Annotated in this window: 19 protein-coding genes and 1 tRNA gene; 6 read left to right on the top strand and 14 right to left on the bottom strand. The window is 71.2% G+C overall.

The window, feature by feature from the left end; genetic code table 11:
• The coding region (locus E1286_RS24970; RefSeq protein WP_223190343.1) for a hypothetical protein at positions 1-222 on the top strand (222 nt) is incomplete at its 5' end.
• Here the strand turns inward: E1286_RS24970 and E1286_RS24965 are convergent.
• Positions 209-661 carry a hypothetical protein gene (locus tag E1286_RS24965; RefSeq protein WP_132615973.1) on the bottom strand — a complete coding sequence of 151 codons (453 nt, stop codon included), beginning with the start codon at positions 659-661 and terminating at the stop codon, positions 209-211. The two genes, E1286_RS24970 and E1286_RS24965, sit on opposite strands and share 14 nt — an antisense overlap.
• 45 nt (positions 662-706) lie before the next feature.
• Between E1286_RS24965 and E1286_RS24960 the strand changes: the two genes are divergently transcribed.
• Both E1286_RS24960 and E1286_RS24955 read left to right on the top strand, forming a co-directional pair.
• Positions 707-1,681: a helix-turn-helix transcriptional regulator gene (locus E1286_RS24960; RefSeq protein WP_132615971.1), complete on the top strand. Its 975-nt coding sequence runs from the start codon at positions 707-709 to the stop codon at positions 1,679-1,681.
• 204 nt (positions 1,682-1,885) lie between these two features.
• Positions 1,886-2,239: an SPW repeat protein gene (locus E1286_RS24955; protein WP_132615969.1), complete on the top strand. Its 354-nt coding sequence runs from the start codon at positions 1,886-1,888 to the stop codon at positions 2,237-2,239.
• Between the two features lie 616 nt (positions 2,240-2,855).
• Here the strand turns inward: E1286_RS24955 and E1286_RS24950 are convergent.
• Positions 2,856-2,928 (bottom strand) — tRNA-Ala (locus E1286_RS24950).
• A 66-nt stretch (positions 2,929-2,994) separates the two neighbouring features.
• Positions 2,995-3,912: a TetR/AcrR family transcriptional regulator C-terminal domain-containing protein gene (locus E1286_RS24945; protein WP_132615967.1), complete on the bottom strand. Its 918-nt coding sequence runs from the start codon at positions 3,910-3,912 to the stop codon at positions 2,995-2,997.
• Between the two features lie 152 nt (positions 3,913-4,064).
• Between E1286_RS24945 and E1286_RS24940 the strand changes: the two genes are divergently transcribed.
• Positions 4,065-5,267: an FAD-dependent monooxygenase gene (locus E1286_RS24940; protein ID WP_132615965.1), complete on the top strand. Its 1,203-nt coding sequence runs from the start codon at positions 4,065-4,067 to the stop codon at positions 5,265-5,267.
• Between the two features lie 3 nt (positions 5,268-5,270).
• On the opposite strand, the gene E1286_RS24935 is transcribed toward E1286_RS24940, so the two are convergent.
• From E1286_RS24935 to nadD, 3 genes are all read right to left on the bottom strand, one after another.
• Positions 5,271-5,900 (bottom strand): histidine phosphatase family protein, encoded by a 630-nt coding sequence (locus E1286_RS24935; RefSeq protein ID WP_132615963.1) that lies wholly within the window; start codon positions 5,898-5,900, stop codon positions 5,271-5,273.
• Complete coding sequence (gene rsfS, locus E1286_RS24930; protein WP_132615961.1) at positions 5,897-6,292, bottom strand: ribosome silencing factor; 396 nt, start codon at positions 6,290-6,292, stop codon at positions 5,897-5,899. The genes E1286_RS24935 and rsfS overlap by 4 nt, the downstream gene beginning before the upstream one ends.
• A gap of 91 nt (positions 6,293-6,383) precedes the next feature.
• Positions 6,384-6,998, bottom strand: coding sequence for a nicotinate-nucleotide adenylyltransferase (gene nadD, locus E1286_RS24925; RefSeq protein ID WP_132615959.1), 615 nt, complete (start codon positions 6,996-6,998; stop codon positions 6,384-6,386).
• A gap of 96 nt (positions 6,999-7,094) precedes the next feature.
• Between nadD and E1286_RS24920 the strand changes: the two genes are divergently transcribed.
• The gene (locus E1286_RS24920; protein WP_132615957.1) at positions 7,095-8,117 is read left to right on the top strand and encodes a M48 family metallopeptidase; all 1,023 of its coding nucleotides are present in this window, start codon (positions 7,095-7,097) and stop codon (positions 8,115-8,117) included.
• A 111-nt stretch (positions 8,118-8,228) separates the two neighbouring features.
• Here E1286_RS24920 and E1286_RS24915 read toward each other — a convergent pair whose 3' ends face one another.
• The 4 genes from E1286_RS24915 to proB form a co-directional block, all read right to left on the bottom strand.
• Positions 8,229-9,992 carry a serine/threonine-protein kinase gene (locus E1286_RS24915; protein WP_132615955.1) on the bottom strand — a complete coding sequence of 588 codons (1,764 nt, stop codon included), beginning with the start codon at positions 9,990-9,992 and terminating at the stop codon, positions 8,229-8,231.
• An 82-nt stretch (positions 9,993-10,074) separates the two neighbouring features.
• Positions 10,075-10,251 (bottom strand): hypothetical protein, encoded by a 177-nt coding sequence (locus tag E1286_RS48085; protein ID WP_165969899.1) that lies wholly within the window; start codon positions 10,249-10,251, stop codon positions 10,075-10,077.
• A 50-nt stretch (positions 10,252-10,301) separates the two neighbouring features.
• Complete coding sequence (locus E1286_RS24910; RefSeq protein WP_132615953.1) at positions 10,302-11,573, bottom strand: glutamate-5-semialdehyde dehydrogenase; 1,272 nt, start codon at positions 11,571-11,573, stop codon at positions 10,302-10,304.
• Positions 11,574-11,593: 20 nt separating this feature from the next.
• Positions 11,594-12,712 (bottom strand): glutamate 5-kinase, encoded by a 1,119-nt coding sequence (gene proB, locus E1286_RS24905; protein WP_397057054.1) that lies wholly within the window; start codon positions 12,710-12,712, stop codon positions 11,594-11,596.
• Between the two features lie 82 nt (positions 12,713-12,794).
• On the opposite strand from proB, the gene E1286_RS24900 reads away from it, so the two are divergent.
• The gene (locus E1286_RS24900; protein ID WP_223190341.1) at positions 12,795-13,559 is read left to right on the top strand and encodes an SDR family oxidoreductase; all 765 of its coding nucleotides are present in this window, start codon (positions 12,795-12,797) and stop codon (positions 13,557-13,559) included.
• Positions 13,560-13,562: 3 nt separating this feature from the next.
• On the opposite strand, the gene obgE is transcribed toward E1286_RS24900, so the two are convergent.
• The 4 genes from obgE to E1286_RS24880 form a co-directional block, all read right to left on the bottom strand.
• Positions 13,563-14,915 carry a GTPase ObgE gene (gene obgE / locus E1286_RS24895; protein WP_132615949.1) on the bottom strand — a complete coding sequence of 451 codons (1,353 nt, stop codon included), beginning with the start codon at positions 14,913-14,915 and terminating at the stop codon, positions 13,563-13,565.
• A gap of 196 nt (positions 14,916-15,111) precedes the next feature.
• Positions 15,112-15,369 (bottom strand): 50S ribosomal protein L27, encoded by a 258-nt coding sequence (gene rpmA, locus E1286_RS24890; RefSeq protein WP_012893687.1) that lies wholly within the window; start codon positions 15,367-15,369, stop codon positions 15,112-15,114.
• 14 nt (positions 15,370-15,383) lie between these two features.
• The gene (gene rplU / locus E1286_RS24885; protein WP_080046162.1) at positions 15,384-15,686 is read right to left on the bottom strand and encodes a 50S ribosomal protein L21; all 303 of its coding nucleotides are present in this window, start codon (positions 15,684-15,686) and stop codon (positions 15,384-15,386) included.
• 217 nt (positions 15,687-15,903) lie between these two features.
• Entirely contained in the window at positions 15,904-19,050 is a 3,147-nt protein-coding gene (locus E1286_RS24880; RefSeq protein ID WP_246075097.1) for a ribonuclease E/G, read from the bottom strand.
• Positions 19,051-19,088 lie beyond the last annotated feature (38 nt).

Raw genomic sequence — 19,088 nt, 5'->3', positions numbered from 1 at the left:
CCGGAGCACCCCGCCACCCAGCGACTGCCGTACACCCCGGACATGCTGCCCGACGTATCGCACTACGAGATGAAGCCTCCTAGATCGGCCTGGTGGTGGGTGATCGTCACCGGTGGCTCCGTCCTGCTCCTCGCCGCGGCGGCCGTGGCCGTGATCCTCTGGGCGAACAGCGCCGACGCCCGTGCGCACGCCTATCAGCCGCAGCCCGTCAGGCTCGCGTGAAGTCCATCGTCCAGTTCGTCTCCCAGGTACGCCCGTCGTCGGGCGAGAACGCCTGCTCCCAGCGCGCGGTGCCGTCGTCGGCGACCGTCCAGACGAAGCGGCACCGCACCAGCCTGCCGTCGCAGGTCTCCTCGCCGTAGAACTCACCCCGGTTCCCGTCGAACGCGCCCACCATCGGGGAGGTGTCGAGCGCGCCCTGAGCGCTGCCGGCCCAGTAGAGGGACCACGCCCGCGCCACGGCGTCGTACACGCGCACGGTCAGGCCGCTGAATCCCTTGGTCGGGAACTCGATCTCATCGAAGCTGGCCGCGCCGCCGAAATGCCGGGTGGCGACCGATCGTCCCGGGAACTCGTCCCATTCCGCGCTCCCGGAGAGCGGCTTCACCAGCCGTCGGTTGATGACGTTCCAGTGGCCTGCGAGAAAGTCGAAGTCGTTCATGCGGGCGAACCTACGCCCGGGTCACTGACATGTAGTGTCAGTGATATGCGCGCCTCCCGCCTCGTCTCGATCCTGCTGTTGCTGCAGACGCGCGGCCGGATGACGGCGCAGGATCTGGCCGAGCGCCTGGAGGTCTCCGTACGCACGATCTACCGCGACGTCGAGTCCCTGCACACCGCCGGCATCCCCCTGTACGGCGACGCGGGCCCCAAGGGCGGATACCAGCTCCTCGACGGCTACCGCACCAGGCTCACGGGCCTGACGACCGAGGAGGCCGAGTCCCTGTTCCTGGCAGGGCTGCCCGGCCCGGCGGCCGAGCTGGGCCTCGGCGCGGTGGTGACGGCGGCGCAGCTCAAGCTGATGGCCGCGCTCCCGGTCGAGCTGCGCGACCGCGCGAGCCGCATCCGTGAGCGGTTCCACCTGGACGCGCCCACGTGGTATCGCGACCAGGACCCGCTGACCTTCCTGCCCGCCGTGGCCGACGCCGTGTGGAACGAACGCCGCATCCAGGTCAGATACCGCCGGTGGAAGGCGCCGCAGGAGGTGGAGCGGCGGCTGGAGCCCTACGGGCTCGTCGTCAAGGCCGGGCAGTGGTACGTGGTCGCGCGGACGGACGGCGACGTCCGCACCTACCGGGTGTCGCAGATCCTCGGCCTGCACCGGCTCCCGGAGAGGTTCGTCCGCCCGGACGGGTTCGACCTGGCGGAGTACTGGCGGGGCTACCTGGTCGAGTTCGAGGCCAGGTTGCGCTGGGGCGAGGCCGTGGTGAGGCTGTCGCCGCGCGGCCTGGAACGGCTGCCCGACCTCATGACGCCCGGGGTGGTGACGGCGGCACGGGCGAGCGCGCAGCCCCCGGACGAGGACGGCTGGACCCGCGTCACGGTGCCGATCGAGTCGATCGAGCACGCGACCGGCGAGTTCCTCCGGCTGGGCACGGACGCCGAGGTCCTCTCACCCGCGGCCCTGCGCGATCGCCTGGCCGAGACGGCGTACGAACTGGCCGATCGCTACCGCGGGTAGCCCCAAGAAGTCTTGGCGAGAAATCTTCCTTCACGCGGGCGGCGAGGCCATCTCTTTGGATATGTCGTAATTGAGGAAGACAACTTCCGGAAATTGTGCGCAATGTCACATGTCGCAGTGGAATCGCATCTCATCTCCGGAAGTTGTGCGGTTTACGACTGACCAAACAGGCCAGCCTCGCAAACGCCATCGGCGGAGGTTCTCATGAAGGCATGGTCACGCTGGCAGGACTGGGTCACCCTGGTCGCCGGTATCTACGCGGCACTCTCCCCGATCTGGGTCAACGGCGCGTCGGGCGCCGCGCCCTCACTGATCGTGCTGGGTGTCCTCACCGCGGTCACCTCTCTGGTGTCGCTCGCGAACCCGGGAGTGGTCGCCACGGAATGGCTCAACGCCCTCTGGGGCGTCCTGCTGTTCGTCGCTCCCTGGGTCATCACGTACACCCAGAGCATGGGTGCGTCGTGGACGTCCTGGGTCGTCGGCGTCATCACGGTGATCCTCAGCCTGACGGCGGTCCCCGCCAGCAAGGCGGCGCACCGTCAGGTGATCCAGCACTGACGCATCGCCACAAAGGCCGGGCTCATCCGAGCAGCCCGGCCTTTCGCATGCATACCGACTCCTCCAGCGCGCCACCGGTCCGCGCAGCTCGTGCAGGTGACCGCCGATCCACGGGATGACGTCCTGCGACGGACGCCGCGGCGGCGCGGGCACGAAGTTGGCCGCCTGGTCGATGCTGCCGGTGCCGTCAGAGGCGGCCATCAGCGGATAGGGGAAGACCGGTCGCGACCGGGAGACCTCGCCCTGCGCGTCCGATGGCGTCGAGCAACAGGCCGCCGCCGACGTCGGAGACCGCGGCCGCCGGTGAACGCGACGGCGACCGCGCAGAACCCGAGCGAGATACCGCGCCGCGGCGACCGGCAGCACCTCGCGAACATCGATGAAAGGCAGCGACGCGGCGGCCGGCCGAGCGCCTCGGCGCAGTCGGTGCCGAATCCCACGGCCGAGTTCGCCGTCTCCAGATTCCGGCCCGCCACCATCGCCGGCCGGGAGGCGGGCACGAACGGGCCCGGGGGCGGCGTCGCCCTCTCCGGAGGAACCGGGCTTCGCCGCAGAAGCGATGATCCCTGCGACGCACTCGTCGTACGACCGCCTGAGACGGCGGAGAAAAACCAGGTGGAGCTATGGGGATTCGAACCCCAGACCTCCTCCATGCCATGGAGGCGCGCTACCAACTGCGCCATAGCCCCTGGTCACCGCTTCGAGTACACCCGTTGCGGCGCTCGGAGAGCATATAGCCATCCGGCCTCATACGCCTAATCGCGCCGCCCGTCCCGCGCCCTGGCCACCAGAACGGCCAGGCCGTCGAGCTGCCGGCGCAGGCCGAACGCGAAGATGGAGTCCAGGTCCATGTCCAGCCCGGGCCGCCCCACGACCTTGGCCAGGGTGGGGAAGGCGCCCGAGACGAACAACTCGGCCAGCTCCGACTCCCTGTCCCTGATCCACTCGTCGTCGGTGATGCCCGTCTCCGTACGCGCCTGCTCCTCGGCCGCCAGGCTGACGGCGGTGCCGCGGGCGAAGTTCACGAGGGACACCACGGCGTGCAGCATCGTGTTCGGGTCCAGGCCCAGACCGTCCACGGCGCGCAGGAGCCGGTCGGTGTGAGCCATCCCGTTGCGGACGAACTCGGGCCGGGTCAGCGAGACCGCGTGAGCGAGCCAGGGATGGCGCCGGTAGATCCCCCACAGCCGGCGCATCCCCGTCTCCAGCTGCTGCCGCCAGCCGCGCGGGATCCGGTCCTGCGGTGGGTCCTCCCCATAGACGGCGTCGGCCATCAGGTGCACGAGCTCGCCCTTGCCCGCCACGTACCGGTACAGCGACATGGCGGAGGCTCTGAGCTCGGCGGCGACGCGGCGCATGGAGACGGCCTCGAGCCCCTCCGCGTCGGCGATCGCCACGGCCGTCCGGACGATGCGCCGCCTGGTCAGCTCCGGCGCGCGGGACCCCGGCGCCTCGCGCCCGGCCACGACCGTCCCCACGCCGGGCACGGCGCGCGCGAGCCCCTCCTCCTGCAACCTGCCCAGCACCTTGCTGGCGGTGGCCATCGCCACCCCCCATTCACGGATGATCTGCCGGGTGGAGGGCAGCCTGTCCCCGGCCGCCAGCTCCCCCGAGGTGATCCTCCGCCGCAACTCCTCAGCGATCCGCAGGTACGGCGCCTCGTCTCGCGTCACCCGGCCTCCTTCTCCGGTGCTCTAGTGCACCAGAAGCGCCTCGGCTCGTCACTCCAGCTGACCACAAGGCGCAGCACTAGTACATATTGCCTCGTCAACACCCTCGTCCTACAGTCCGCGTACACCGTAAACGAAGAGCGAGGAGCCGTGCGATGCGTGGTCTCAAGGTGCTGATCTCCGGCGGGGGCATCGCGGGGCCCGCGCTCGCCCACTGGCTGGCGCGCCACGGCAGCCACCCCACCGTCGTGGAGCGGGCGCCGGGCCTGCGCCCCGGCGGTCAGGCCGTCGACTTCCGCGGCGCGCCGCAACTGCGGGTGCTCGCCCGCATGGGCATCCTCGACGCCGTACGCCGCTCGCAGACCCGCATGGGCGACATCACGATCGTCGGCGACACGGGCAGGCACCTGGCGAAGCTGCCCTCCGAGGCGTTCAGCGGCGAGATCGAGATCCTGCGCGGCACCCTGAGCCGCATCCTGCACGAGGCCGCCGCCGACGCCGAGTACGTCTTCGACGACTCCGTGACCTCGCTGACCGAGACACCCGGCGGCGTCCACGTCACCTTCGAGCGGTCCGCGCCCCGCACGTTCGACCTCGTCGTGGGCGCCGACGGCGTGCGATCCCGGGTGCGCGAGCCGGCCTTCGCCACCCCGTCCCCCATCCGCCACCTGGGAATGTACGGCGCCGTCTTCTCGGTCCCCGACACCTACGGACTCGACCACGAGGGCCTCATGTTCAGCGTCCCCGGCAGATGCGCCATGATCACGAGCGCCTCCGGCCAGACCCGGGCCGCGCTCGACTTCGCCTCACCCCCGCTGGCCTACGACCACGACGACCGCTCGCAGCATCAGGAGATCATCGCGGCGGCCTTCGACGGCCTCGGCTGGGAGATCCCGCGCCTGCTGGAGGCGATGCGCACGGCGGAGGACTTCTTCTTCTCCCCCGCCGCCCAGGTCGTCCTGCCGCGTTACTCGGCGGGCCGGGTGGTCCTGCTGGGCGACGCCGGGTACGCCCCCGGCCCGGGCGGCATGGGCACCGGGCTGGCGCTGATCGCCGCGTACGTCCTGGCGGGCGAGCTGGCGATGGCCGGCGACCACCGGACGGCGTTCACCCGCTACGAGGACCGGATACGGCCCTATGTCGCCATCTGCCACCGCCAAGCGCGCGGAGCCGACAAATTCCTCGTCCCTCGGACGAGGTCACAGATCTGGCGGCGCAACCAGACCATGCGCCTGCTCCCGTACCTGCCGGGCAAGAGCCTGATCAAGCGCATGAACGACCGCGCCGCCGCGGCCATCACCCTCAGCGACTACACCGCGCATCCGCACGGCCCCCGAGCCGCACGGACAGAGTTCTAGGTCCTAGACCTCGGCGTCGGGCCGGTCGTCGCTGTGGATCGGCTCGGGCAGGGTGCCGGCGTTGTGCTCCAGCAGCCGCCAGCCCTTGCGTCCTTCCTGCAGGACGGACCAGGAGCAGTTGCCGAGCCCGCCCAGCGCGGGCCACAGCTCCTCAGGCAGCCCGAGCAGCTCGCAGATGCCGAGCCGCAGCGCGGCACCGTGCGAGGCCACGACGAGCAGGCCATCGTCGTCCAGGCGAGCCACCCACCGGCGCATGGCGGCCGCCACCCGGGCGGCCACGTCGGTGACGGACTCGCCGCCGGGCGCTTCCCAGGCGACGTACTCCGAGGGCCACCGCGCGGCGATCTCTTCGCGGGTCAGCCCCTCCCACTCGCCGCCGCCTCGTTCGCGGAAGTCCTTGTCGACCGCCACGTCGAGCCCGACGAGCCGACCCAGCGCGAGCGCCGTGTCGTTGGCCCGCTGGAGGTCGGAGGAGACGATCTGCGTGGGGCGCAGCGAGGCCAGCAACGACGCTGCCCTCACGGCCTGCGCCACGCCGGTCTCGTCGAGGGGGATGTCGGAGTGGCCCTGGAAGCGCTGCTCAACGTTCCACAGAGTCTGCCCGTGTCGCAGACATACGATCCGCTTGCTCAAGAGCGCGCTCGCTGGAGGTTGGCCTGCAGGACGCTCTCCGGCAGCGCGATGGCCGGGCAGTCCTTCCACAGGCGCTCGAGCGCGTAGAACGTACGGTCTTCCTCGTGCTGCACGTGCACGACGATGTCGATGAAGTCGAGCAGCACCCAGCGGCCCTCGCGCTCGCCCTCGCGGCGCACGGGCTTGACGTCGGCCTCGGCGCGCAGCCGCTCCTCGATCTCGTCGACGATGGCGCGGACCTGCCGGTCGTTGGTGGCGGAGCAGAGCAGGAAGGCGTCGGTGATGACGAGTTGCTCGCTCACGTCGTAGGCCAGGATGTCATCGGCCAGCTTGTCGGCCGCGGCTTCCGCGGCGATGCGCACGAGCTGGACGGATCTCTCAGATGCGGTCACGATGCGGGTCTGTCCTCCTGTGTCGGCAGCATGCCCTTAAGTTGAGGGTACCCTTCCGGGCCGAGACCCCTCACCTGCGCCGCCGTCACCCTCAACCTGACTGGTAGAGGCCCCGCTTGTTGATGTACTGCACGATCCCGTCGGGCACGAGGTACCAGATGGGCTCGCCCTTGGCGACGCGCTGCCGGCACTCGGACGAGGAGATGGCCAGGGCGGGGATCTCCAGCAGCGTCACCCGGCCTTCCGGCAGCCCGGGGTCGTGCAGTGTGTGCCCCGGGCGTGTGCAGCCGACGAAGTGGGCGAGATCGAACAGCTCCCCCGCGTTCTGCCAGCCGAGGATCGCGCCGAGCGCGTCCGCGCCGGTGATGAAGAACAGCTCAGCGTCAGGCCCATAAATTCGCGAAATATCGCGCAAAGTATCGATGGTGAACGTCGGCCCTGGGCGGTCGATGTCCACCCGGCTGACCGAGAAGCGGGGGTTCGAGGCGGTGGCGATGACCGTCATCAGGTAGCGATCCTCGGCCGCCGACACGTCACGTCCCGACTTCTGGTACGGCCGCCCGGTCGGCACGAAGACGACCTCGTCAAGCTGGAAATGGTGAGCCACCTCACTGGCGGCGACGAGGTGCCCATGATGGATGGGATCGAACGTCCCGCCCATCACCCCCACTCGCCGCTTACCCGGCACACTGGGCGCATTCATCATGAAACGGACCTTACGCGGACGCATCCCACCAACATGATGGGACCCCCCTTGGTGATGACCGCGCATCACTTCCGTTGCGGACGTAGCATGCCGGGCATGACGACCACCCCGGACCGCAACCGCGTCCAACTGCCCGGCATCTCGTCTCGAGCCTACGAACACCCCGCAGACCGGTCCGCGCTGGTCGCTCTGCGCAAGCTGAGTGGGTTCGACACAGTTCTCAAGCAGATGTCCGGCCTCATCAGCGAGCGAAGGCTACGTCTGATGTACCTGGCCTCGGCCGTGCGTGTGAGCGAGACCCAGTTCCGCTCGATCTACGACATGGGCCGCGACGCCGCCTACACCCTCGACCTGCACCGGATCCCCGAGATCTACATCCAGCAGGATCCACAGGTCCAGGCCAAGGCCATCGGCTTCGACGACCCGTTCATCGTCGTCACCACCGGCCTGCTCAACCTCATGAACGAGGAGGAGCAGCGCTTCGTCATCGGTCACGAGACCTCCCACATCCTGTCGGGGCACGCGGTCTACCGCACGATGCTCGACATCCTCACCCGCCTCGCCACGCGCGTCGCCTGGATCCCGCTGGGCTACATCGGCCTGCGCGCGATCGTCGCGGGCCTGGAGGAGTGGTACCGCAAGTCCGAGCTGTCCTCCGACCGCGGCGGCCTGCTCGTCGGTCAGGACCCCGAGGCGGCCAAGCGCGCGCTGATGAAGCTGGCCGGCGGCTCCTACATGCACGAGATGAACATCGAGGCGTTCCTCGAGCAGTTCCACGAGTACGACACAGCGGGCGACCTTCGCGACGGCTTCCTCAAGGTCCTCAACCTGCTCGGCACGACCCACCCGTTCGCGGTGGTGCGCGTGGCCGAGCTGGACAAGTGGCAGCGCAGCGGCGAGTACGACAGCATCATCGCCGGTAACTACCCCCGCAGGGAAGACGACTCCGACGCGCGGGTGACCGACGAGATCAAGGCGGCGGCCGAGTCCTACCGCGCCTCATGGCAGCAGTCGCAGGACCCGTTCATCGGCGTGCTGCGTGACGTGGCCGAGGGCGCCGTGAACGCGGGCGAGCGCATCTTCAACCGCTTCTCCCGCCGCGACGGCGGCCAGGGCTGATCCGAGACGGCACGCGGCCGATCCGCTTGATCAGCCGCGTCCCCGCCGCCGGCGCCCACGATGGCGAGGCGGCGGGCCCAGGGCCCAGACCTGCGATGGAGCGGCGGCAGGTCACAGCAGCAAGGCGATGGCGCGCACCGCGGCCGCGCACAGGGCGACGAACCCGCCCAGCACGGCCAGTGCGCGCAGCCCCTCCCTGCGCAGGTCGGGCAGCCGCTGCCCGACCCTCTCGATCTCGCGGCCGGTGATCCCACCGCAGAACATCCCGAACACCACTCCGGCCACCGTCACGGGCGCGGCCTGCTGCCACCAGCCGGCGTCGATCGCGCCGCCGCCGATCGCCCAGAGAGCTCCGCCCGACGCCACCGCGACGGGCAGCCCCGGCCACACGACGGCGGTCGCCGCCGCCCCGGCCAGCGCGGCCGGGAAGAGCAGCACCCGCAGCGCCACCCGCGTACGCCGCGAGCTGCGCTTCCTGACCATCCAGTGGCTCATCCACAACGTCCTGGTGAGCACCACGAACACGGTCGTGATCGCGATCGACGCGATCGGCCAGATCACCGACGTCACCACACAGGGCACGGCCAGCACCGCGAGCAGCAGCAGCGCGCCGTTGCCCGCCGGCAGCGTGGTGGACGACTCGGACCGCAGGCCGGCCGCGCGCCCGTTCTGCGGTTTGGCGGCCGCCGGGCGGCTCCGGACGGCCGCCGCCGTACGCCGGCGCGGCCCGGTGACCTTCCCCTCGGCTCCCGCACGCGCCCGCGGCACCGGAACCTTCCCCTCGGCCGCCGTGCGCCCGCGCGCGGCGGCCGCGCCCTTGCCGTCGGCGCCGGTCCTGGTCCGCGCCACCGCGGCGCCCTTCCCGTCGGCGCCCGTGCGCGTGCGCGCCACCGCGGCGCTCTTGCCGTCGGGCACCGCCCTGTTCCCGGTACGCCCGCGCGGCGCCGGCACCTTCCCCTCGGCAGGCACGGCGTTGGGACGGCTCCTGGCGGAGCGAGCCTCCTCGGCGCCCCTGCCGCGCGTGGCCGTGCCCTTGCCGGCCTCCTCGGCCGCGTCGGCGGCGGGTGGGTCATCGCCCGCGCTGGTCGCCTTGGCCAGCCGGGACAGCCGGTCCGCGAGCAGCGCCGCCGTGGGCCGCTTGCCGGGCTCCCGGTTGAGTGCGGCCCGCACCAGCGGCAGCAGCTCCACGGGCACGCCCTTGAGGTCGGCCTGCCCGTTGAGCACCGCGTACATCTGCGCCTCGGCCGTGCCCCGCCCGAACGCCGGGCGCCCCGTCGCCGCGAACGCCACCGTGGCGGCCCAGGCGTGGATGTCGGCGGGCGAATCGACCTGCTCGTCGGCGAAGATCTCCGGCGCGGTGTAGCCGGGCGTGCCGAGGAACGTGCCGGTCATGGTGAGCCGGGTCGCGTCGAGCACCTGCGCGATGCCGAAGTCGATCAGCACGGGGCCCTCGGAGCCCATGATGATGTTGCCAGGCTTGAGGTCGCGGTGGACGACCCCGGCCGCGTGGATGATCGCCAGCGCGGTGGCGATGCCCTGGGCCAGGTCGACGAGGCCGGACACGTCGAGGGGGCCCTGCTGGCGGACGCGTTCGAGCAGCGTCACGCCCTCGATGTGCTCCATGACGAGGTAGGGGCGGGCGCCGTCGAGGTCGGCGTCGAGCACCTTGGCGACGTACGGGCTCTCGACCCGGCGCAGTGCGCGCACCTCGCGCTCCAGCCGCACGCGCGAGGTCGTGTCCTCGGCCAGGTCATGCAGGACCTTCAGCGCGACTCGTTCGCCGCGGCGGGTGGAGGCGAGGTAGACCTCACCCATGCCACCCCGGCCGAGCCGCTCGATCAAGGTGTACGGCCCGACCTTGCCGAGCTTGCTCACCGTCCCTCCCCGCCCGGCGCGCCCATAAGGGACACAACCCTAGCGCCGGTACGCGCGTCGCCGCTTGCGGCACGCCGAAGGATTATCGGCCTGTGTGGTCGGTGAGCATCCGGTCGAGCTCCGTGGCGGGCTCGTCCGGCAGCGGCCGGCGGCCTTTCCTGCGCCAGTTGACGTGGCCCCGGCTCTCCAGCCAGAGCAGCAGACGGTCGGCACCGAAGAGCACCGCGGCCGAGAAGACGAGGGCGACGACAATGTCCATGCCTCCCAGTCAACCCACGCGGCCGGGCGCGGGTCAGGCCGACACGCCGCCTAACCGGCCACCACCGTTCCCTCTGACGTGCGCAAATGCCCCTCACCCGTATAGATCCACTTGGTGGAGGTCAGCTCGGGCAGGCCCATCGGGCCGCGCGCGTGCAGCTTCTGCGTGGAGATGCCGATCTCCGCGCCGAACCCGAACTCGCCGCCGTCGGTGAACCTGGTCGAGGCGTTGACCGCGACGGCCGCCGAGTCGACCAGCGAGACGAACCTGCGGGCGGCCCGCTGCGAGCTGGTGACGATGGCGTCGGTGTGCCCGGAGCCGTACCGCCTGATGTGGGCCACCGCCTCCTCCAGCGAGCCGACGACGGCGGCGGCGATGTCGAGGGAGAGGTATTCGGCGTAGAAGTCGTCCTCGGTGACGGGCACGACCTCGCCGTAGCGGGCGATCCGCTCGTCGCCGTGGACGGTCACCCCCGCCTCACGCAACGCCTCCAGCGCGCGGGGCACGAACGCGTCGGCGACGCCCTCGTGCACGAGGAACGTCTCGGCGGCGTTGCACACCGACGGCCGCTGCGCCTTGGCGTTGACCAGGATCTGCACGGCGAGCTCGACATCGGCCTCGGCGTCGACGTAGACGTGGCAGTTGCCGACGCCGGTCTCGATGACCGGCACGGACGACTCCTCGACCACCGCGTTGATCAGGGACGCGCCCCCGCGCGGGATCAGCACGTCGACCAGCCCCCGGGCGCGCATGAGCTCCTTGACCGAGTCGCGGGTCTCCCCGGGCACGAGCTGCACGGCCCCCGCGGGCACCTCGGTGGGCTCCAGCGCCTCCTGCATGATCCTCACCAGGGCGGTGTTGGAGGAGTAGGCGCTGGACGAGCCGCGCAGCAGCACCGCGTTGCCGCTCTTCAGGCAGAGCGCGGCGGCGTCGACGGTGACGTTGGGGCGACCCTCGTAGATGATGCCGATCACGCCGAGCGGCACCCTGAGCTGGCGCAGCTCCAGCCCGTTGGGCAGCGTGCCGCCGTGGACGACCTCGCCGACCGGGTCGGGCAGGTCGGCCACCTGGCGCACGGCCTCGGCGACGGCCGCGACCCTCGCCTCGTCGAGCCGCAGCCGGTCGATCATCGCCTCGGACGTGCCCTGCTGCCTGGCCCGCTCGACGTCGTCGGCGTTGGCCTCGATGATCTCGGCCGCCCGCGCGACCAGGGCATCGGCGATCGCGCGCAACGCCCGGTCCTTCGGCGCCCGCGGCAGCGGGGCCAGCTCGGCGGCGGCCTCTCGTGCCGCGTGGGCGACCTTCTGGAACTCTGTGCTCATTGCTGCTCCGCTTCGCAGGCTCAGGCGTGGGCTTCCAGTATGACGATGTCGTCGCGGTGGATCAGCTCGCGTTCATATTCCGGACCGAGCGTGCTCGCCAGCTCCCTGGTGGAGCGGCCGAGCAGGCCGGGGATCTCGGTCGCGTCGAAGTTGACCAGCCCGCGGGCCACGACGAGCCCCTGAGGTCCGCACAGGTCCACCGGGTCGCCCGCCGCGAACTCACCCTCCACCGACGTCACCCCGGCCGGCAGCAGCGACTTGCGCCGCGCCACGACGGCCTCCACCGCTCCCTCGTCGAGATGCAGCCGGCCGCGACCGGTGGTGGCGTGCGCGAGCCAGAGCAGGCGCGTGCCGGGATGCCGGCCGCCGGGATGGAAGTACGTGCCGGCGTCGGCTCCGGCGAGCGCCTGCGCGGCGTGGGCGGCGGCGGTGAGCACCACGGGCACGCCGGCCCCGGTGGCGATCCTGGCCGCCTGCACCTTGGTCACCATGCCGCCGGTGCCGACGGCGGCGCCGTTCTTGCCCAGCTCGACCCCGGCGAGGTCCTCGGGCCCGCGCACCTCCGTCAGCCGCCGCGTGCCGGGGCGGCTGGGCGGGCCGTCGTAGAGGGCGTCCACGTCGGACAGCAGCACCAGCGCGTCGGCGTGGATCAGGTGGGACACGAGCGCGGCCAGCCGGTCGTTGTCGCCGAAGCGGATCTCGTCGGTGGCCACGGTGTCGTTCTCGTTGACGATGGGCACGATGCCCAGCTCCAGCAGCCGGTCGAGGGTGCGCTGGGCGTTGGCGTGGTTGGCGCGCCGCATCATGTCGTCGGCCGTCAGCAGCACCTGGCCGACGCGCAGGGAGTAGCGGGCGAAGGAGGAGGTGTAACGGGCCACGAGCACGCCCTGCCCGACGGAGGCGGCCGCCTGCTGGGTGGCCAGGTCGCGCGGTCGCGCGCTCAGCCCGAGCGGGCCGAGGCCCGCCGCGATGGCCCCGGAGGAGACCAGGACGATCTGCGTCCCGGTACGGCGCCGCGCCGCCAACACGTCCACCAGGGCGTCCACCCGATCGACATCGATCATGCCCTGGGGGGTCGTGAGGGAGGAGGAGCCGACCTTGACCACGACTTTCGACGCTGAGGCGATCTGTTCCCGCACGCCTGGCAGCCTATCCGCTCGTACCCACTCGAATAGCTACATTGACTGCATCAGTTCAGTCGATGTAGTAAGAAGCATGGAAATGCGCACCTACGTGGTCACCGGAGCCGCCTCGGGCATCGGCGCGGCCACCGCCGACCTGCTGGCCAAGGACGGATACCGGGTCATCCGCTGCGACGTCCGCGACGCCGACGTGCTCGCCGACCTCACCACCCCCGAGGGCCGCGAGAGCCTGTTCTCGGAGGTCGCGGCGGCCTCGGGCGGCCGGGTCGACGGGCTGGTCGCCGTGGCGGGCACAGGCATGCCGTCGGAGCGGACCGTACGCCTCAACTTCTTCGGCACGATCGCCACCCTCGAAGGGCTGCGTCCGCTGCTGGCGGCGTCCGGGGCGCCGAGGGCGGTCGCGGTGTCGTCGCTGAGCGCGATCGTGGCCGCCGACGACGACATCGTCGAAGCCTGCCTGTCCCTGAACGAGGAAGCCGCCGCCGAGGCCGGACGCCGGGCGGCCGAAGCCGGGCGCGGCCGCGTCATCTACCCGTCGAGCAAGCAGGCGCTCAACCGCTGGCTCCGCCGCGCCGCCCTCGCCCCCGAATGGGCGGGCGCGGGCATCCCCCTCAACGCCGTCGCCCCCGGCGTGGTCGACACGGAGTCGGCCAGGAAGGCGTTCCTGTCGGACCCGGCGACCCGCGCGCTCGTGTCGTCGGCCATGCCGCAACCGCTGGGCTTCCCCGGCCCGGTGGAGCCGGTCGCCTCTCTGCTCGCCTGGCTGGCCGGCCCCGACAACTCCTTCGTGACCGGCCAGATCCTGTACGCGGACGGCGGCGCCGAAGCCACCCTCCGCCCGTGAGTGCTAGCCCAGGCGGTTGTCGGTGCCGCGCGGACCCTGGCGTACGGACTCGGCGTGCAGCGTCGGCTGCCAGTCGAAGACGTAGCCGCCCTCCATCGGCCCGATGACCACCTCGGCCCCCGGGCCGGCGCCGGCCTTGGCCAGCTCCTGCTCGACCCCCAGCCGTTCGAGCCGGTCGGCGAGATAGCCGACCGCCTCGTCGTTGCTGAAGTCGGTCTGCCGGATCCACCGCTCGGGCTTCTCGCCGGTGATCTGGAACATGTTGTCGTTGACCCGCCGCACCTTGAACCCGGCGTCGCCGAACTGCTTGGGCCGGATCACCAGCCGCGTCGGCTCCTCGACCGGCTTGTTGGCCCTGGCAGCCGCGACCCACTCGCCCATCGCGTACGTGAGCTCCCGCAGCCCGTCGTGCGTGGCCGCCGAGATCGTGAACACCCGCAGCCCCCGCTCCTCGAACTCGGGCGTGACGAGCTCGGCCAGTTCCCGCGCGTCGGGCACGTCGGCCTTGTTCAGCACGATCAGCCGCGGCCGGTCCTCCAGCTTCCCGTACGCCCGCAGCTCCGCCTCGATCACCTCGTAGTCGGTGACAGGGTCGCGCCCCGGCTCCATCGTGGCGCAGTCGATGACGTGCACGAGCATGTCGCACCGCTCGACGTGCCGCAGGAACTCGTGCCCCAGCCCCTTGCCCTGCGAGGCGCCGGGGATCAGCCCCGGCACGTCGGCCACGGTGAACACGTGGTCGCCCGCCGTCACCACCCCCAGGTTGGGGATCAGCGTGGTGAACGGGTAGTCGGCGATCTTCGGCTTGGCCGCGCTCAGAGCCGCGATCAGCGACGACTTCCCCGCGCTGGGGAACCCGACCAGCGCCACGTCCGCGACGCTCTTGAGCTCCAGGACCACGTCGAGCCCGTCGCCCGGCTCGCCGAGCAGCGCGAACCCGGGGGCCTTGCGCTTGGTGGAGGCCAGGGCCGCGTTGCCGAGCCCGCCGTGACCGCCCTGAGCGATCACATACCGCGTGCCGGCCCCCACGAGGTCGATCAGCACCTCGCCCGTCGTGGCGTCCTTGACCACGGTGCCGTTGGGCACCGGCAGGATCACGTCCTCGCCGTTGGCGCCGTCGCGGTGGGAGCCCTGGCCCTGCTTGCCGTTCTCCGCCTTGCGGTGGGGGCGGCGGTGGTAGTCGAGCAGAGTCGCGGTGCTGGGATCGACCTCGAGGATGACGTCGCCGCCGCGCCCTCCGTTGCCGCCGTCAGGGCCGCCGAGGGGCTTGAACTTCTCCCGGTGGATGGAGGCGCACCCGTTCCCTCCGTCACCGGCCTTGATGTGAAGGACCACCTGGTCCACAAAGTCCGGCATCCCGCATTCCTCCATCACCCCACCCGGGGCATCTCATTCCGACGTACGAGGCCACCGGCCCCGCCCCACGATCTGAACACCGGCCGTCCGGGATCTCATGCCCCGGCGCCCGGCGGCCACCGCGGAAAACGAAAAGGGGCGGATCGACCAGCCGATCGATCCACCCCTTGACGTGAAACCCGAGTCGCGGACGAACCTACTCCGCGACGGGGACGATGCTCACGGCCCGGCGGCCGCGCTTGACACCGAACTGCACGTGACCGGCGGCCAGCGCGAACAGCGTGTCGTCGCCACCGCGGCCCACGTTGTCACCGGGGTGGAAGTGGGTGCCACGCTGCCGGACGATGATCTCGCCCGCGTTGACCAGCTGGCCACCGAAGCGCTTGACGCCCAGTCGCTGGGCGTTGGAGTCACGGCCGTTCCGGGTGGACGACGCGCCCTTCTTGTGTGCCATCTCTCAAACTCCCGTCAGGCCTGCTCGATACCGGTGATCTTCACCTGGGTGTACCGCTGGCGGTGACCCTGGCGCTTCTTGTAACCGGTCTTGTTCTTGTACTTGAGAATCCGGATCTTCGGGCCCTTGGTCTCGCCGAGGATCTCGGCGTTGACCGTGAACTTGCCCGCCTCGGTGGTCACGTCGCCATCGTTGACGACGAGCACCGTCGGCAGCGAAACCGAAGAGCCGACCTCGCCGGCGACCTTGTCCACCTCGAGGACGTCACCGACGGAGACCTTCTGCTGCCTGCCGCCGCAACGAACGATCGCGTACACCGCGGAACCCTTCTACTGACTCACTGTGGCTTTCGAACATCAGCCACCTCACGAAGAGGCGGCCGCCGAATGTTGCGCCTGTCATTCGGCCTGTCGTGACCCGACGTACCGAGTAAGCGCGCCAACAGGGCACGTCACCTGACGCACCGGTTCACCAGGGTACCGGATTAACGGGCCCCTAGGCGAACCGGACGGAACGTCGGAAGTCCGCCGAGGACTACTCGGCCGACTTGGCTCGGCGCGAGCGTCGCCGCCCTCTGCCGGAAGTCTGGTTTGCCTGGTCGTCCTCAGCCGGGACGTCTTCAAGCGCACCGGTCACGGTATCACGGCCGGAGGAGTCCTTCGCCGCGGAAACCTTGTCCGTGACCGCCTTCTCCACCGCCATCTTGCCCTGCGTGCCACGCGGCTCCGGCTTGGACTCGACCGGCTCGTTGGAGATGATCAGGCCACGCCCGTTGCAGCAGTCGCACGGCGTCGAGAACGCCTCCAGCAGCCCCTGACCGACCCGCTTACGGGTCATCTGCACCAGGCCCAGCGAGGTGACCTCGGCCACCTGGTGCTTGGTCCTGTCGCGGGCCAGGCACTCCAGCATCCGGCGCAGCACCAGGTCACGGTTGGACTCCAGCACCATGTCGATGAAGTCGATCACGATGATGCCGCCGATGTCGCGCAGCCGCAGCTGGCGCACGATCTCCTCGGCCGCCTCCAGGTTGTTCCTGGTGACGGTCTCCTCGAGGTTGCCGCCCTGGCCGGTGAACTTGCCGGTGTTGACGTCGACGACGGTCATCGCCTCGGTACGGTCGATCACCAGCGAGCCGCCGCTCGGCAGCCACACCTTGCGATCCAGCGCCTTGGCCAGCTGCTCGTCGATCCGGTACGACTCGAACACGTCGCCCTGGTCGCTGTCCCACTTCGTCAGCCGCTCGCCCAGGTGCGGCGCGACGTACTTGACGTAGTCGTCGACGGTGTTCCAGGCATCGTCGCCCTGCACGACCAGCGAGGTGAAGTCCTCGTTGAACACGTCGCGCACGACCCGGATGGTCAGGTCGGGCTCGGCCGACAGCAGCTCGGGCGGGCTGGCCGACTTGGCCTTCTTCTGGATGCTCTCCCACTGCGCCGACAGCCGGGCCACGTCACGGGCCAGCTCCTCCTCGGAGGCGCCCTCGGCCGCCGTACGCACGATCACGCCGGCGTTCTCCGGCATGACCTTCTTCAGGATGCTCTTGAGCCGCGTGCGCTCCTTGTCGGGCAGCTTGCGGCTGATGCCGGTCATCGACCCGTCGGGCACGTACACGAGGTAGCGGCCGGGCAGGCTGATCTGCGAGGTGAGCCGGGCGCCCTTGTGGCCGATCGGGTCCTTCGTGACCTGCACGAGCACCGACTGGCCCGACTTCAGCGCCGACTCGATGCGCTTGGGCTGGCCCTCCATCCCGGCGGTGTCGAAGTTGACCTCGCCGGCGTAGAGGACCGCGTTGCGGCCCTTGCCGATGTCGACGAACGCCGCCTCCATCGAGGGCAGCACGTTCTGCACCTTGCCGAGGTAGACGTTGCCGACGTAGGACTGGCTGGCCTCGCGGTTGACGTAGTGCTCGACGAGGACGCCGTCCTCCAGCACCGCCATCTGCGTACGGTCGCCCTGGCGGCGGACCACCATCATGCGGTCGACCGACTCGCGGCGGGCCAGGAACTCGGACTCGGTGATGATCGGCGGACGCCTGCGGCCGAGCTCGCGCCCCTCGCGGCGACGCTGCTTCTTGGCCTCCAGCCGGGTGGAGCCGCGCACGCTCTGCACGCCGTCGGTGGCGGTGTCGAGCGCCGCCCGCCCGGAGCGCGGGGCGCGGATGCGCACCACCGTGTTCGGCGGGTCGTCGCCGGCCGGTTCTGCGACCTCCTCGGTGCCACGGCGCCGGCGGCGCCGGCGGCGGCGCGAGGTGGAGGACTCCTCCTGAGACTCCTCCTCCTGCTGCTCCTCCTCGGACTCCTCTTCCTGCTCCTCGCCGTCCTCGGCCTCGTCGCGCTCGCGCGCCCTGCCGCGGCCCCTGCCGCCCCGGCGGCGGCGACGGCGACGGCTGCCGCCCTCTTCTTCCTGCTCGTCGGTGTCGGCGTCGATCTCTTCTTCTTCTTCGACGACCGCCTCTTCGGCGAGCTCCTCGACGTCCTCGGGCTCGACGACGGGCTGCGGCGGCTCCGCCCGGCGCGGCACGACAGGCGTGGCGCGGCTCGGGTCGGGCGCCTGGAACAGCGGCGCGAAGATGGCCGCGGGCCGCTGGAACGCGCCCGTGGAGTCGCTCTGCCGCTGCGCCGTCAGGCCGAAGGGGTCGGCGAGCAGGCTGGGCCGCACGTCGTCCTCGTCGAGGTCCTCGCCGGCGGGCTCGTCGTCGAGCGGCTCGTCCTCGGGCAGGATCTCGACAACGTCCTCGTCCTCGATGTCCTCGTCGGTCTCCGCCGCGATGTCCTCGGACGGCGCCCCGGCCGCCACACGGCCCTTCACAGCAGCGGTCCCGGCCGCGGCGACCCCACTCACGGGCGCCTCCACGTCAGCGGTGCCGCCGGGCGACACGTCCGTACCGGCCTCTTCGCCGGTGCCGAACGGCGCCGCGGCCTCACGCCCGCCGGAGGGCGCCACCACTTCGGCGACGCCGTCCCGGCCGGCCGTGATGTCCTCAGTGGCGGGCGTCTGGGCGGCCACGACCTCTTCCGGCTCGGTCTTCTTCCGCGTACGGCGCCGCTTCGGCGCCACCTCGACGACCGGCTCGACAGTCTCGGCGTTCTCCACGGTCTCGGTGGTCTCGGCGGCAGGCGCCTCAGAGACCTCGGCCGCCGTCTCCGCGGCCTTCTTCGTCGTACGCCGCCGCGTCGTCGTGGCGGTGGACCGTGTCCTCGTCCGCTTCGGCTTCTCGGCCACACCCTCGGCGGCGCTCCCAGCACCGCCTGCGGCGGCCTCAGCGCCACGCTGGGCAGTTCCCTCCGCGCCGCCCTCCGCGGCGCTCTCAGCGCCACGTGCGGCGCTCTCACCGGTGGCCCCGGCCGCGGCGCCCTTCTCCTGCGCGCCACCGGCGTGGGACGTGGCGAAAGCGGGAACCGTCTTGACGGTGGGCGCCTCGGCGGCCGCCCGCACGATGTCAGGCGCCGGCTCCCCCGCGGCACGCTGCACCGCGTTCGTCCGGACCGGTTGCACCTCGGCGACCTGCGGCGCGGCCTTCGCCGCGATGACAGTGACCGGGACGGACGCCGACTCCTCCGGCGGCTCCGGCGGGGGACCCGCCGGGCGGCTGGCGGAGCGGCGGCGCTCGGTCACCTTGGGCTGTTCAATTGTCTCCCCGTCGGGGCCATTGGCCCCGGCGTTGGGCTCGTTGTCGAGCATGCGGGCGTTCTCCCGTCAGCTCCCGGGCGCGTCACCGC

Source organism: Nonomuraea terrae (assembly GCF_004348995.1).
GTDB lineage: Bacteria > Actinomycetota > Actinomycetes > Streptosporangiales > Streptosporangiaceae > Nonomuraea > Nonomuraea terrae.
Note: the sequence above shows the minus strand (reverse complement) of the source record. Positions and strands in the feature narration are given on the sequence as shown.